This window comes from Teichococcus rhizosphaerae (assembly GCF_002631185.1).
GTDB lineage: Bacteria > Pseudomonadota > Alphaproteobacteria > Acetobacterales > Acetobacteraceae > Pseudoroseomonas > Pseudoroseomonas rhizosphaerae.
In genome coordinates this window covers 13222-27635 of the sequence record NZ_PDNU01000060.1, presented here as the reverse complement: position 1 = coordinate 27635, position 14414 = coordinate 13222, and the positions used below count along the sequence as shown (strand labels likewise).

General features: G+C 64.3%; 12 protein-coding genes and 1 pseudogene. 2 read left to right on the top strand and 11 right to left on the bottom strand.

The window, feature by feature from the left end; genetic code table 11:
* Positions 1-400: transposase (locus CR162_RS19900; protein ID WP_141563257.1), on the bottom strand; the 400-nt coding region annotated here is incomplete at its 3' end.
* Between the two features lie 54 nt (positions 401-454).
* On the opposite strand from CR162_RS19900, the pseudogene CR162_RS19895 reads away from it, so the two are divergent.
* Positions 455-1367, top strand: a pseudogene (locus CR162_RS19895) (IS701 family transposase); the annotation flags it as partial.
* A gap of 15 nt (positions 1368-1382) precedes the next feature.
* Here CR162_RS19895 and CR162_RS22215 read toward each other — a convergent pair.
* The 9 genes from CR162_RS22215 to CR162_RS23350 all read right to left on the bottom strand — a co-directional run bounded on the left by CR162_RS22215 (position 1383) and on the right by CR162_RS23350 (position 11926).
* The gene (locus CR162_RS22215; protein ID WP_141563256.1) at positions 1383-2504 is read right to left on the bottom strand and encodes a hypothetical protein; all 1122 of its coding nucleotides are present in this window, start codon (positions 2502-2504) and stop codon (positions 1383-1385) included.
* Positions 2505-2684: 180 nt separating this feature from the next.
* Positions 2685-3689, bottom strand: coding sequence for an NAD-dependent epimerase/dehydratase family protein (locus CR162_RS19890; protein ID WP_099097254.1), 1005 nt, complete (start codon positions 3687-3689; stop codon positions 2685-2687).
* 14 nt (positions 3690-3703) lie between these two features.
* Positions 3704-5008, bottom strand: coding sequence for a UDP-glucose dehydrogenase family protein (locus tag CR162_RS19885; RefSeq protein ID WP_099097253.1), 1305 nt, complete (start codon positions 5006-5008; stop codon positions 3704-3706).
* Positions 5009-5211: 203 nt separating this feature from the next.
* On the bottom strand, positions 5212-6003 hold the full coding sequence (locus tag CR162_RS19880) for an FkbM family methyltransferase (RefSeq protein WP_099097252.1): 792 nt from the start codon (positions 6001-6003) through the stop codon (positions 5212-5214).
* A 35-nt stretch (positions 6004-6038) separates the two neighbouring features.
* On the bottom strand, positions 6039-7919 hold the full coding sequence (locus tag CR162_RS19875; RefSeq protein WP_099097251.1) for a glycosyltransferase: 1881 nt from the start codon (positions 7917-7919) through the stop codon (positions 6039-6041).
* Positions 7920-8045: 126 nt separating this feature from the next.
* A complete protein-coding gene (locus CR162_RS19870; protein WP_099097250.1) occupies positions 8046-9689 on the bottom strand; it encodes an ATP-binding protein in 1644 nt (547 codons plus the stop codon).
* A gap of 100 nt (positions 9690-9789) precedes the next feature.
* The gene (locus CR162_RS19865) at positions 9790-10722 is read right to left on the bottom strand and encodes a glycosyltransferase family 2 protein (RefSeq protein ID WP_099097249.1); all 933 of its coding nucleotides are present in this window, start codon (positions 10720-10722) and stop codon (positions 9790-9792) included.
* 13 nt (positions 10723-10735) lie between these two features.
* Positions 10736-11308 (bottom strand): hypothetical protein, encoded by a 573-nt coding sequence (locus tag CR162_RS19860; protein ID WP_141563255.1) that lies wholly within the window; start codon positions 11306-11308, stop codon positions 10736-10738.
* Between the two features lie 321 nt (positions 11309-11629).
* On the bottom strand, positions 11630-11926 hold the full coding sequence (locus tag CR162_RS23350; RefSeq protein WP_302466621.1) for a hypothetical protein: 297 nt from the start codon (positions 11924-11926) through the stop codon (positions 11630-11632).
* Between the two features lie 363 nt (positions 11927-12289).
* Here CR162_RS23350 and CR162_RS23280 point away from each other — a divergent pair, with 363 nt between their 5' ends.
* Positions 12290-13141, top strand: a complete 852-nt coding sequence (locus CR162_RS23280) for a transposase (RefSeq protein ID WP_099097247.1) — start codon at positions 12290-12292, stop codon at positions 13139-13141.
* On the opposite strand, the gene CR162_RS19845 is transcribed toward CR162_RS23280, so the two are convergent.
* Positions 13071-14300: an IS110 family RNA-guided transposase gene (locus CR162_RS19845; RefSeq protein ID WP_099097246.1), complete on the bottom strand. Its 1230-nt coding sequence runs from the start codon at positions 14298-14300 to the stop codon at positions 13071-13073. The genes CR162_RS23280 and CR162_RS19845 overlap by 71 nt on opposite strands.
* Positions 14301-14414 lie beyond the last annotated feature (114 nt).

The following is a 14414-nucleotide window of genomic DNA, read 5'->3' as shown; positions in this document are numbered from 1 at the left end:
GCTCGGCCAGCACCTCGTCAAAGCGGCGGAACAGCCCGTCGATGGCACCGGCCTGCTTGAGCTGTTCGCGGTAGAGCCAGATCGTCTTGGCGTCCGGCACTGCCTGGTGCAGGCCCAGACCCACGAAGCGCATGAAAGACAGCCGGTCCCGCAATTGGAACTCTGCCTGCTCGTCCGAGAGGCTATAGAGCGCCTGCAGCACCAGGATGCGGAACATCAGCACCGCGTCATAGGGCGGGCGCCCACCACGGCTGCGGTCCGACCGCCTCAGCGCCGCCTCCAGTACGGGGCGGAAGATCTCGAAATCGACCACCGCCGAGAGCCGCTCCAGTGGATCGCCAGCCGCCGACAAGGCCGCATAGCGCTCATCCACATCGAAGAAGCCAGGCTTATACGCCATTCCCGCTGCCTCCGCTGACCAGGGTCAGTGAATCAGGTCGACGCCTCAGCCGCGAGGTTTTTCGAAGTGTCCAAGTGGACCAGCGACCCGTCGCGCTGCGCCCAGGCGGGCGTGCCGGAGGCGGCCATGGCACCGCGCACCAAGGGCGAGATCGCGCTCGATGAGCTGGATCGGCTGCGTGCCGCAGGCGTGCGGTTCGGCACGGTGCTGGCGGACGCGGGCTACGGTGCGAGTGCTGCGTTCCGCCAAGGCCTGGATGCCCGGGGGCTGCGCTGGGCAGTCGGCATCCCACGCAACCACAAGGTCTACAGCGCCGCCGTGCAGCTGGTGCCACCACAGGGGCGGGCCCGCAAGCCGGTGCCGAACGAGGAGCCCACGGAAGCAGAGAAGGTCCTGGCAGGGCTATCGTGGCGCCGCATCACCTGGCGGCAGGGCACCAAGGGGGCACTCGCCGCCCGGTTCGTCGCGGCACGCATCCGGGTGGGCGATGGTGCTGTCTGGGGCAACAACCGCCACCTGCCGGGTGATGAGGCCTGGCTGGTGGGTGAGTGGCGGTCGGGCGGTGAGCGGAAGTACTACCTGAGCAACCTTCCCGCCAATACGCCGCTGCGGGCGTTGGCCATGGCGATCAAGGCGCGCTGGGTCTGCGAGCAGGCGCACCAGCAGCTGAAGCAGGGTCGGAGGCACTGCCTCCGACGGCCTGGGACACTTCGAGGGACGGTCATGGACCGGCCTGCACCGACACGCGCTGATGACGTGCATCGCCTTTGCCTATCTGCAGCACCTCCGCCTCGCCACGCACCGCCGGACGAGGCGGGGGGAAAATGCGGACCCCGATGCCGGGCCCGCCACCCTCGCCGAGCCTGCCCGCCATGCGACGCGCCATCCTCGACCGGCTGTTCAGCCACCTCGTCACGCCGATCCGATGTCTGCATTGCCGACAGAGGTTTCCATCACCTCATCATAAAGTGCCCAGGTAGTGCTAGAATTTTGAAGCTGCCGCCATTCGAGCTATCAGCAAATCATCTCGTTCATGACGCTCAGCATCGTAAGAAACCGGGCTCTCTCGATCATACTTCCAACTCAGGCTAATGGCACGGAAATGTCGATAGCTCACATTTTCCTGAACAGCGCCACTCTTCAAGGAGCTGATAGCGTGCGCGCCCCATTGCGAGTCCACTGGACAGCGCCACGGCACAACGGCCCATTTGGTTTCGCAATCAGCCACACCTGGCTTGATGCGAACATTGAAGTCTCTGTGTCGCCTCAATTCCCAACTGGAGGAAGGTTGATCAGAAGAAATGTTTACTACCCATTGTCCTGGAAATTGGACGTATCCAGTCGGGGCTTGCTCGACTATTTCAAACACACTCCTGCCGTCTTTGGTTAGTACTAATTCATCAATGTCCGCGTTTAGAACACTTCGCGCTTCAGCAAGGAAACGCCTTCTTGCATGCTGCCAAGCCCCGAGTTGGCAGAAATTAGAATCCCATCGGGTACCAGCACCGCTTGGCCCCCACTTGAAAGGCCATCTGACAACCGCGACCGCTCTTATGCCCGGAACATGAGAAATGCAATCGTGAAGATCATCAATAGAATAGGCTGTCGAGCCATTGTCGTACACGAGAACAGCATCTGCGCTATGAACGGAAACATTGAACCGAATCCAATCCTCAATCCATTCGAGTTTGTTATCCCGTGAGGCGGTCATTAGAACGCGGCGCCCTCGGAATACGTCACTCATATTTGGACTAGGTTTTAGAGTCTTATTCCCCAAATCTCCAAAAAACTTTATGCTGGAGTTGAATTTTATATTGTGAAAATAAATCTCACAAATTCTGTCCATTTTTCTGACGAAAAATGGAACATTTTGGCCGTTAGAAGAAAAATTGTTTTCTGAAAAATATTTTTCCAGGTTAAGCAAAGGGGGCGCAATACCGATTAGAGTTTCCTGCCCTTGTGAAGGAAAGAGGTCGTACAAAATAGTCGAATTGTCGAATTTTTCTTCATAATCTGGCTGGCGCAGTTCCGCAGGGCGAGGAGGATGGCGGAATTCGGGGGCATTCTGAGGAATAATCCATGAATTCAAACCGTTGATGATCATTGATTTTCCTTATAATTACTCAGCGGCAGGTTTCTCTTCGGGTCGATAAGCCTGCTCAAAAACTTTCGGAATAAGTGGGCCAGGTTCCCGGAAGGGGCAAAATTGCCACCCTGGACCCCGCCCTCTGTGGGTGAGGCGAGAGGTCGAAAGGGATGACCCCGCCCCGCCCGGGCCACGGTTTCATGGCTGGTGGTAGGCGCGGTACCAGGCGGCGAAGCGCTCCAGCCCTTCCTCGATCGAGGTGCGCGGCGCGAAGCCCACCGCTTGGCGCAGCGCCTCGACATCGGCATAGGTCCGCTCGACATCGCCGGGCTGCATCGGCAGCAGGCGGCGCTCCGCCTTGCGGCCGATCGCCGCCTCCAGCACCGCGACGAAGCGCTCCAGTTCCACCGGCGTGTGGTTGCCGATGTTGAAGACGCGGTGCGGCACGCCGGGATCGATGCGGCCCGGCTCCTCGCCCACGGTGCAGTCGGCGGGCGGCTGCAGCGTGAGGCGGCGGATCGCCTCCACCACCTCGTCCACATAGGTGAAGTCACGCGCCATGCGGCCGTGGTTGTAGAGATCGATGGCGCGGCCGGCGAAGATCGCGTCGGTGAACTTGTAGTAGGCCATGTCCGGCCGGCCCCAAGGCCCGTAGACCGTGAAGAAGCGCAGACCCGAGGCGGGAATGCGGAAGAGATGGCCGTAGGTCTGCGCCATCAGCTCGTTGGCGCGCTTGGTCGCGGCGTAGAGCGAGACCGGCCGGTCCACCGGGTCCTTCTCCGAGAAGGGAACCTTGGTGTTGGCGCCATAGACGGAGGAGGAGGAGGCATAGACCAGGTGGCGCACCGGATGGGCGCGGCAGGCTTCCAGCACGGAGAGGAAGCCGTCCACATTGGCCGCGGTATAGGCCGCCGGGTTCTCCAGCGAGTAGCGCACCCCCGCCTGCGCCGCGAGATGCACCACCGCCTCCGGCCGGAAGACCGCGAAGGCCTCCCGCGTGGCTGCCGCATCGGCCAGGTCGAGCCGGCGGAAGGAAAAGCCGGGCTGCCCCTCGAGCTGCTGCAGCCGGGCCTGCTTCAGCCCGACATCGTAGTAGGGCGTAAGGTTGTCGAGGCCGAGGACGGTGAAGCCGTCCCGCAGCAACTGCGCGCAGACCGCATGGCCGATGAAGCCCGCCGCGCCGGTGACGAGAATGCGCTCCATGCTAATTACTTACCTCAAAGACGGCCGATCGAGGAGTATTCGAACCCGCACTCGCGCATGGCGGCGGGGTCCCAGACGTTGCGCAGGTCGCAGACGACGCGGCCGGCCATGGTGCGACGGAGCTTCTCCGGCGCGATGGCGCGGAACTCGTTCCATTCGGTGATCAGCACCAGGGCGTCGGCGCCCTCGGCGGCGCCGAGCGCGCTCTCGGCGTAGTGCACGGCCGCGGGCAGCATCTCGCGGGCATGGCCGGGCTGCGGGTCATAGGCGCGGATCCTCGCGCCGGCGGCCACCAGGTTGGGGATGATCACCAGCGAGGGCGCGTCGCGCATGTCGTCGGTCTCGGGCTTGAAGGTCAGCCCGAAGATCGCGATGGTCTTGCCGGCTACCGAGCCGCCGCAGGCGGCGATGACGCGCTCGGCCATCTGCGCCTTGCGCGCCTCGTTGGCGGCGATGGTCTGCTCGACGATGGTGGCGGGCGCGCCGAGCTCCTGCGCGGTGCGGGCCAGCGCCAGCGTGTCCTTCGGGAAGCAGGAGCCGCCATAGCCCGGCCCGGCATGCAGGAACTTGCGGCCGATGCGTCCGTCCAGCCCCATGCCGCGCGCCACGTCATGCACGTTGGCGCCGGCCTTCTCGCAGAGATCCGCCATCTGGTTGATGAAGGTGATCTTCACCGCCAGGAAGGCGTTGGCGGCGTACTTGATCAGCTCGGCGGTCTCGATCGAGGTCGCCACCACCGGCGTCTCGATCAGGTAGAGCGGGCGGTAGAGTCGCTTCAGCACCTTCAGCGCGCGCTCGCTCTCCACGCCGATCACCACGCGGTCGGGCCGCATGAAGTCGCCGATGGCGCTGCCCTCGCGCAGGAACTCCGGGTTGGAGGCGACGTCAATCTCCACCTCCGGGCGCACCCGGCGGACGATCTCCTTCACCTGCCGCCCGGTGCCCACCGGCACGGTGGACTTGGTGACCAGCACCAGCGGCCCCTCGGCCGCCTTCGCCACCTGCTCGGCGGCGGCGAAGACATAGGTGAGGTCGGCATGGCCGTCACCGCGCCGCGTCGGCGTGCCGACGGCGAGGAAGACCGCATCCGCGCCGCGCACCGCCTCAGCCAGATTGGTGGTGAAGGTCAGGCGGCCATCGGCGGCGTTCTCCGCCACCAGCCGGTCGAGCCCCGGCTCGTAGATGGGGATGCGCCCCGCGCGGAGCGCCTCCACCTTGGCCGCGTCCGTGTCCACCACGCACACGTCTACCCCGAACTCTGCGAAGCAGGCTCCGGAGACCAGGCCGACATAGCCGGCACCCACCATGGTGACTTTCATCTGCTCTCAGTCAGCCCCTTACAAAACACAGCGCTGGTCTTGGTAAGCGACACAGGCGCCGGATGGATGACACACAGTGAGCCCGTCTTACTGAACTCCCTCTGGCTCAGGCGACGCAATCTCTGAATGGTTCAAGCATCATGATGGGACCCGGCAAAGTCATCGCCTCTTGTTGCCGGGGCAAGCCGCGCCCAGGCTGAGCCTCAGAGTTCAATTTCATGATGCAAATGCAGTAGGGCGTTCCGGCAGGTTTCCGTAAGCTGTCGCTGAAAAAAGGCTTTTCGCCTACTGCGTCGGGGCAGCAGAAAAATATTCCAGGCATCGTCACGATAACCTTGAACCGAATTACTGCCGAAATCCATCACCTCATAACCACAAACGCCGAGGCCATCGAGGAAGCCGAAGAAGCCGTGCTCGTCACCGGCTCCGCTGCGGAAGAGATGGTACCAGTCTAGTTCGAGCACGATGATCGGCTCGGTGCGGCGGATCGTCTCGCGCGCTCCCTCCAGCAGCGGAAGTTCCTCACCCTCCACGTCCACTCGCATGAAGTCGATGGCGGGCAGCGCCGCCACGAGCGGGCAGTCGTCCAGCTGCCCGACCGATACCGCGATGCGGTCAACCACCGGCACCTGCAGGTGCCGCCGCTCCCGAAGCGAGGAAAGCCCGCTTTCGGCGAGGCGATAGAAGCTCTCGCGCCCGGTGCGGTTGGAGAGGGCCTGCTCGAACACCCGCAGGCGGTGATCGCGCAACGCCAGGTCCTGCAGGCCTCGCGCTACCTCGGGATTGGGCTCGAAGGCCGCCACGCGGCCGAAGGGGCCAACGCTGTCCAGCATGAGGCGCGTGTAGGATCCCCAGCCGGCGCCGAGATCAAGCGCCGTGCCACCGGGGGGACAGAGGCGGGGGATCAGGCGCCGGATCGCCTCGTCGAAGAAGCGGCCACGCTGCGCCAGTGGCAGGCGCGCCAGTGCCAAGCCGGGGGCGGTGGTCTCAGTCATCGCGTTGGTATTTCGGCTGTCTGAGGCGTGCCGTATCACGCCGCTCTCCTGAAATGCGCGCGCAGGGCCTCTGCCGCCCTATCCTGCGCTTCCTTACCGCCTTGCGGGCTGAGGCGCCCCTGGAACAGGAAGGCATCCTGTGGGGCGCCCCAAAGCGGTACGCGCGTCATGATGCAGAGTTCGACCACGATTCGGCTGAGGCCGCAGCCGGCGGGTGCCGCCCAGACGCATTCCACCGCGTCCACAGGCCCCGCGAGCAGGCGCATCAGCGCGCCGGAGACAGCCTCGCGGTCGGCAATATCGACAAGCTGGATTGCGCGCCCCGGCTGAACCTGAACCCGGCTTCCGCCCGAACCAGGCAGGGAGAAGACAAGCAGAAGCCGGTGATCGGAAGGGCGAGCCTCGGGCACTTGGCGCAGCCAGCTCTTGCGCAGGTGCTCCGCCGCCGGGTACCAGGAAAGGTCGGCGCTGAACAGCGGCTGACGTGCGACAAGGCCTTCACCGGCCGCAGCGGGGCGGTCCCAGTGCCGCCAGAAAGGCTCAGTTTCGCGCACGCTTCCGGCGCCGAGCGGCAGCATCGCCGCCTCGGTGGTGCCCATCTCGACCACAATGCTGCTGGACGACTGCACGAAATGGGCGAGATAATCCTCGCGCAGGATCGCCTTCACGCCTGGCATCAGCACACCTCGCAACAGCTCGCAAAGCGGCTTCTCCGCGACGAGCAGAACGGGCCGGTGGCTGGCCAACTCGCGCGCCCTGCTGATGACGCTCATCAGCATCAGCACGTCCTCCTCCAGCCTGGCACCGGCGAGATTGAAGACGATCGGCGGGTAGAACTCGCGGAGGACGCGCAGGGCATTCCCCTCGCCCTGCGCGATCTGCGCTCGCAGTTGCGCCCGTGCCTGTAGGACGGCATTGCGTATCGGCGCCAGGGGAGGGCGCTTCAGAGCGATTTCCGCCATGCGCCAAGCCATGGCCTCGGGCGTCGGGAAGACCAGCGACGGGTCAAGTGCAGTGCCTTCAGCCGCGTGCTCGGCGGCCAGCATGGGCATGCCGAGCGCGAGAACGTCGGCCGTCTTGACCTTGAAGCCGGTACCGTCGAAGACCGGCGCGATGGCGATATCGGCCTGGAGGTAAAGGTCCGCCTCCCGCGGGACACGGCCGAGCTGCCGTATTGGCAGGCGGCCTTCAAGGTGCCGGCCGACCGCGCCGCCAACCACCAGCTCCACCGGCGCATAGGTTTCGATGATCACCTTCTCCAGTGCTGCCACAAGCGCGTTCATGCCGCGCACGTTGAAACCATTGGCAGAGCCAAGAAAACCGAACGATACCTTTTCGGGGTGGATGTAGTCGTAGCGCTCGAGCGGCGGCGCCTCCTGCTCCAACTCCGGGTCGTAGTACGAAAGCGTCACGACGTGGCGGGAAGTCCTGCGGACGAGCTCGATCGCCTCACTCTCCTGGATCATCACGACGACGTCGCTGCGATTGATCCCGAAGAGCTCAGCTGCCTCCGAAGGCATGAAGAACTCCGGCTGCAGCCCGGCGCGGCGAAAGATATCCGGGCGACGCCAGAAGAGGTCGTGCGTTTCCAGCATCTTCACAGTGGTAGAGGGGACGCAGTCGAAGACCTTGGACAGCCAGACGTTATGCGCTACGACCACGTCGAAGTGGCGGCGCGAGCAGAGGTTCACTACCGTCTGCTCCAGCAGCGGGTCCCACCACTCGTCCAGCTCGTGCTGCTCCCCGTTCTTCGGCGGCAGCGCCACGTTGCGGGCGGCCGGGACGACGATGACCTCGTGCCAGTCCCGCTTCATCTGCTCATAGCCTTCCTGGTCGAAAGACCAGTACCAGCCGCCTTCGAAGGCCAGCAGGATGAATGTGATGCGGTAGCCGTTCTCCTTCAGCAGACGTGTCATTTGCAGCACGCGACGGCGATGCCCAGCATCGGCGGGGCTGCTGGCGAAAGGGGAGACAATTAGAGCTTGGCGCAAGCGTGCTCTCCGGATGGCATGGACCTGTCAGGGTCGGGCGGCAGCGGCGCCCTACGGCTTTGCCGCCTTGATGCGCTTGTTGAGGAGGTTCCACGCCCATGGCAGCGATTCAAGCGTGTCATCCGCCACGATCGAGAGACTCTCGGGCGCCATCGCCTTCTCGATATGACCCTCATGCCAGGTATCCTTCTGGTCGCGCTTGGTCAGTGCGAAGAGAAGGGCGCGCGCGACACGGCGGACCAGCACCAACTCCGCGACCTCACGCGTCCAGGCGGCAAGCGGAGCGCTGTCGGCGTAGTCTTTGAATGCCTTCTCTAGCTCCGCCTGAAGGAGAGCGACGGAATGGTAGGTGAGGTTGACGAGCAGCTCGTTTGTCTCGGGGTAGTAGCATCCGGCGCGGTTGAGCAGCCAGCGGTGACGAATGTCCTCCTCGTCGCGCAGCGGCACCAGAGTGGGAAGCGCGAGTGCCGCCTCGCCCTCGGTCTTAAAGCCGAGGCGCGCCCGCAGCTCCTCCATTTCCTTCTGGACATCGAAACTGCCAGGCTGCGCCTGCGAGGCAGGGCGGATCTTCTGCTGCAGCCAAGCCGGACAATTGGCGCGGATCAGCGCCGCGAAATCGGCCAGGGCCACGATGTCCTGCGCGCCGGTCTTGTAGCGCAGGAACTGCCGGTAGCCGTCCACGATGACGGGATAGGAGTTCGGTAGCTCCACATAGATCGAGGTGTGCCGCGCGCCGAACGTGATTCCGTAGAGCGGACCATTATAGGCCCAAGGTGAGCCGCTGACGCTGGCATAGATCTCGTCCCGGTGGACGACGGCGCCGCCGCTGGCAGTGGGCTGCAACGCACCGATACTAGAAGTGTTGAGCCAGGGCTTCTCCGGATGCGGGGGATCGTAGAGATAGTGGATGACAATCCCGTTTTCGGTCCGTACCGTCTCGTAGCGTTCAAAGGCGGTCGATGCACGCTCCATCAGCGTCGCGAAGCGCTGCGGCTCCGGATGGGGCTGCAGGTCGGGCGCAATGGTGATCGTGATGCCCCCGACGATGCGAAAGAAGCGCCCATAGAGGCCGGCACAGATCCAATCCTTTGGCACGGCCGGATCGCCGTCGAACGGTTCGGCGGCGGTATCCTGCTCCGGCCGGTTGCCGAGCAGCACCACCTCAGTCCAGTCATGGTCAAGGGGTAAACCTTCATCCCTGACGAGCGCCGTCACCTCCGCCACGTCCACCATCCGCTCCATGCCGGGCAGGGAGCTGCTGCCGGGTGCGCGGCGCCAGATGCGACCATACACGCCGTTGCGTTTGCCGATGGTCACCTCGTGCACGCGACCACCGCTGCAGGAGCGATAGCGTATGCCCAGGGTATTGGAAGGCAGCGAGGCTACCTTCGCCCCCATGCCGAAATTGCCTTCCAGGCCCTTGAGCTTGCCAATCGAGGAGGCGATGTCGCACATCTGGTGGAGCGCGGCGCCACTCATGCCGGGACCGGTGTTGCAGATCACGAGCTTACGGGCACCCTCGACCATCGTGGTCGTGATCTCGACACTCCGCTGGCCCGCAGGCGCCATACTGGCGGCCTCCAGCGCGTTCTGCACGAGCTCCCGCAGCATCATGACCTTGGGACAGCGCTCGATCAGGCTGGCGATCAGGAAGTCTTCGTCGCTGACCTTCAGCTTGGTAACCAAAGTGTTCATAACTTAACTCCGCGCCGGCATCACCACTCCCGGGCGACGCGCATCTTTCCAGCCGGGTTGGGCAGCATGGCGCCCGGCCGTCTCTGCAGGCCGCCTAACCTCAGGCACTTTGGACTGGAGATGTTGATACATCGAGACCGGAACCCATAGTGACAGCCGCCAGATAGACGGCCCGGAGCTGCAGCGAGAACTCGGCGAAGGTCTTAGGCTCGAAGCTCAGCGAACTGAGGTTCCGGTGCTCCGCCGGCAACTGCATGATGATTTCGCGATACTCGCGTATGGTGGCGGCTTCATCCGCATAGGTGGAGCCGGACACCATGTCGGAGACAGCCTGCCAGTACACGCGGCGGCGGAACCACTTTAGTGTCAGCCGGTCGGCCGGGATGATGTGCTCCACTTCCATCTTCGGCGCGTAGAGGATGCGGTTGATGCCCACGCGCTCGAGCAGCGCGATCTCCTCGTTGGAAAGGAGCGAGGCAGCGCCCTTACGGCCGAGGCTGGTGTTGAACACGCCCACCTGCTCAAACACTTCGCGCCGGAAGGCCATGTTGGCGCCCACGATCCATTCGCCTGGGCGGAGGCGGCGGGTAGCCTTGCCCCAGTCGATGCAGGAGAGGTAGCCGGAAAGCCTGTCGTCGTACCACGGCGGCGTTTCGCCACGGTAGTGCGGCACTACTTTGCCCCCGACGATCGGCGCATCCGGATGGCTGTCGAAGGCCTCCTCGATGGCAGAGTGCCAGGTTGGGCTTACCAACGCATCGTCATCAAGGAATACGATGATCTCGCCAAAGGAATGCGCAATGCCGTAGTTGCGCGCGTGTGACAGGCCGGTGTCGTCGCATACGCCCACGCGGACATTGCGCCCCGATGGTACATGGATCGGCTTTCGAAGCTTGGCCGGGGTGTTCTCGACCACCAGCAGCTCGTGCCGCGCGTCGCTGAAGTCGCTGCGTCCGAACAGCCATTCGATCGTCTCATGAAGACTGTCATAGCGATCGTACGAGCAGATGATGATGCTCAGCTTCGGGCGCATTCCGGCTCGACCCTCAGTGCCGCTGGCGGATGTCGATGTGGGAGAAGGCGAAGCTGACGGACTCGCCTTCAGCGCGCGCGGCGGGATCGATGGACAGCTCGAAATCCAGCGTCGAGGCTTGTGGATCCTCCAAGACAATCGTCCAGAAGCGGTCCTGGGCCACGCTAAGCCAGTTGTAGGTCTGTCCGTTGACCTTCAGGCTGAAGGATTGCCGCGCGGCATCCGTGATAAACGAGACGATCTCGATTACGAAGTCATATTGCACATTCCGGTCGATCGCCAGCGAACCTCGGATGCGTCCATCCTGGTTGACCCAGCGCTTTACCTGCTCTTTGCTGAACTCTGGCTCATAAGCTTCGGGAAAGTACAGGTTGGGCAGCCGCGCATCGTAGGACCAGCGGGTCAGCGGGGCCGAGCCCCTCCGCAGTGGCAGCTGTTCGCGGACGAACACGTCGTGCAGCTGAAGGATCTTCTCAATCTGGCTTTCGATATCCCGCACCCTACTGAAGAGATTGCTGAGCTTGCTGTCAAGATCCTGGAAAAACTCACGAGGCGAGGCATTAAATATTTGATACAATTTAGACATTCTGCGTCACGCCTCTGCAGCTAGCCATTCGATCTCTTCTCGTCCAGGCTCCGGGATTACGAATGCGGCCGCATCGTGCCTCTCCGCTCGTTAGCAAGGACCGATTGGCACCATACACGTTTTTTTGTGTTTCGGAAGGAGTACTTACTATCGAAAGCGGCGTTCTGTGCGCTGGAGCTGTCAAGATGGAGGTGGCTGTGAGCCGGATACCCCGGTCGCGGGAGAGCTTCCCACTGATGAGACTTGTGCGCGGAAGGGTCATGCTGTTGATTGCCACTGAGATCTGGGCTCTCCCGCACTTTCCGTGCTGTCGTTTCGGCGTCATGCAGCGTTCAGCACGCGGTTGCGAAGCAGATCGAACCCGGCACGGCCATACATGCTCCGCTTGATCAGCTTGAGCCGGTTGATCTGCCCTTCGACGGGGCTCGTGGTCCAGGGTAGGTCAAGCGCGGCCTGCACGGCATCGATGTCGCGGCACAGGTTGACGGCATGGGATGCGAGTTCAGTCTTCTCCGCCGCGGCGAGCACCTCCGTGAGCGTCTCGCCTCCCTTGCGGCGCAGCACTTGGCGCAGCCGTCTTGCGATCGCGGTGGCCAATCCGGGCGCTTCGGCCAGCATCCGCGCGGCAAACTGTCGCTCGGTCTCTTTTTGGCGTGTTGCTGTCCGCCATCAGAATGCGCGCGACGCTGTGGCCCGAGGGCACCGGCCATGCCGGTGCCGTTATCCGGCATGATGCCCCTGGTGCCCTGATGTTTCTGCTGATCCTGAGCGGATCGGCGCTATGGTGAGACCATCCGGGACGTGGGGCACCGGGAGCACGCAAGTGCGGGCAGGCCGACCCTCAAACGATGGGTTGTGAGCCCGAGCCGTTATCTGGCCGCCCCTGCGGCTCGCCCGTATGCGCTGCGAGCGCGGATCCGTAGTTGCCGTGTTGCCCGCCGGCTCCCGTGACGTGGAACAGGATGGCAAGGAGGCAGGCCGGTGAGAGTCATAGGACTGGACATCCACCGCGTGTTCGCCGAGGCGGTGGATCTGCTGCGCGATCGTCAAGCTGAAACACTCGCGACCTGGCTGCGCCGCCATCCTGGCGTCGAAGTTGTCGCGCGTGATCGCGCCGGCGCCTACACGGACGGAATCCGGCAGGGTGCTCCTGCTGCGGTCCAGGTCGCGGATCGATGGCATTTGCTGCGCAAGCTCGGTGATGCCGTGTACGCGCTTGTCGATCGGCACGCTGCTGCCGTGCGCCCTGCGGGACGGCCTGTCGCGGACAGGGTGGCGGCCGCTGTTGCAGCCGAGCCGATGCCGCCCGCCCCACCGCGTCCGCCGAATGCTGCGGCACGGGCGAGCCAGGCCTCATTGGCCCGCAGGCAGGCGCGCTACGAGGAAGCCGCAGGGCTGCGCGCCAAAGGGGTTTCAATCAGCCGTATCGCCGCCCTCCTCGGGGCCGAGCGCAAGACGGTCCGCCGCTGGCTCCGCCTCGGGCACACCCCGTCCTGGAAGCAGCGGCCGCGCATCAGCACCCTCGCGCCCTTTGCAGACATGCTGGACCGGCGTTGGGCCGAGGGCTGCCGCAACGCAGCCCAACTCTGGCGCGAGTTAGTTGCACAGAATTTCGCTGGGCGGCCCGGCACCGTCCGCGCCCCGTCTCACACGACGGATGAAGTTGAACAGCTCTTTTCCGCAGCGGGTGCTATTTTCCTCCTGCTCACGGGTGACCGCGTGGCGCAGCGCAGGGCACGAGGTGCAAGCCCTGCCGCGCAGCCTATGACAGTCGCTCCTCCTTTGCGGCGCCCGTGGGCACCCGTCGTCCTCGCTTGGTCCAGCCTTCGGTGAGGCGCCGGTAGGCGGTCTCGGCTTGCTCGGCGCGACGCTTCTCTTCCTGCCGGATCCTGGTGAGGTTGTACTCATAGGCAGAGCCTCGCTGTCCGCGTCGCTCTGGCTGCCCTGAGCGCAGTTCCAGGTCCCGCAGCTTCCTGGCATGCAGGGCGGGCCTGACGCCGGCATAGTCCTCGCCCTTGGCGAGCATGTGCCAGACGATCACGGCCAGCTTCCTGGCGACCGCCACGGCAGCGATGTGGTTGCCACGCCGGGCCGCGACCCGCTGGTAGAACGCCCGTAAGGGGCCTGGACCACGCACGGCCTGCCAAGCGGCCTCGACCAGCATGGTCCGCGCATGGGTCCGACCCTGCTTGGTGATACGGCCGTACTGGGGCCGCCCCTCGCCGGACTGATGGACGCTGGGGTTCAGGCCAAGATAAGCGACGAGCTGAGGCGGCCCCTGGAACCGGGAGATAGGCCCGATAGCTGCCGACAGCCCGAGCGCCACCACCATGTCGATGCCCGGGATGGTCATCAGGCGCTTGATGGTGGCATCCGCCAGGGCGTCGCGCGCCAGCTCGCGCTCCACGACCTTGAGATCCTCGCCCAGGCGATCATACTCGCGCAGGTGCCGCTCCACCGCGTCCTGCTCATCAGGCGGCAGGGGTTGGGCCAGGAGCCAGGCACGTCCCCGGATGCCGAACAGCTCGGCATGCGGACACTGCGGCATCAGATGAGCATGCAGGATCGACTGGGTGATGATCTTGAGCCGCACCCGCTGGCGCACGATCTGGTTGCGCCGCGTGACCTGCCGGCGCAGCGCCTGCGTTCTCGCGTCCGGCACCCAAACCTCGGGCAGGAAGTTGCTGGCATAGAGCCTGGCCAGCACCGTCGCGTCGATCGTGTCGGTCTTGATCTTGGCATGTGCGATCAGCCGCACCTGCCACGGGTTGGCGATCACCACCCGCCCGACATGCGGCGCGACCACCTCCACGACTGCGGCGGCATTCCCCATCGCCTCCACCACGACGTGATCGTCGTGGGTCAGCGTGCGGGCGAATGCCTCAAGGTGGTCTCGCGTCATGCCGACCCGTCCGAGCCGGACAACCTTGCCGTCGTCCAGCATCACCGCCTCGGCGAACACGCGGTGGATGTCCAGTCCTATGACTCTCACCGGCCTGCCTCCTTGCCATCCTGTTCCACGTCACGGGAGCCGGCGGGCAACACGGCAACTACGGATCCGCGCTCGCAGCGCATACGGGCGAGCCGCAGGGGCGGCCAAATAACG

What these genes read in the sequence shown, in the direction of transcription:
- CR162_RS22215 (WP_141563256.1), bottom strand. Translation starts at nt 2,504, where the DNA reads ATGATCATCAACGGTTTGAATTCATGGATTATTCCTCAGAATGCCCCC.
- CR162_RS19890 (WP_099097254.1), bottom strand. Translation starts at nt 3,689, where the DNA reads ATGGAGCGCATTCTCGTCACCGGCGCGGCGGGCTTCATCGGCCATGCG.
- CR162_RS19860 (WP_141563255.1), bottom strand. Translation starts at nt 11,308, where the DNA reads ATGTCTAAATTGTATCAAATATTTAATGCCTCGCCTCGTGAGTTTTTC.
- CR162_RS19865 (WP_099097249.1), bottom strand. Translation starts at nt 10,722, where the DNA reads ATGCGCCCGAAGCTGAGCATCATCATCTGCTCGTACGATCGCTATGAC.
- CR162_RS19870 (WP_099097250.1), bottom strand. Translation starts at nt 9,689, where the DNA reads ATGAACACTTTGGTTACCAAGCTGAAGGTCAGCGACGAAGACTTCCTG.
- CR162_RS19875 (WP_099097251.1), bottom strand. Translation starts at nt 7,919, where the DNA reads ATGACACGTCTGCTGAAGGAGAACGGCTACCGCATCACATTCATCCTG.
- CR162_RS19880 (WP_099097252.1), bottom strand. Translation starts at nt 6,003, where the DNA reads ATGACTGAGACCACCGCCCCCGGCTTGGCACTGGCGCGCCTGCCACTG.
- CR162_RS23350 (WP_302466621.1), bottom strand. Translation starts at nt 11,926, where the DNA reads ATGCTGGCCGAAGCGCCCGGATTGGCCACCGCGATCGCAAGACGGCTG.
- CR162_RS19885 (WP_099097253.1), bottom strand. Translation starts at nt 5,008, where the DNA reads ATGAAAGTCACCATGGTGGGTGCCGGCTATGTCGGCCTGGTCTCCGGA.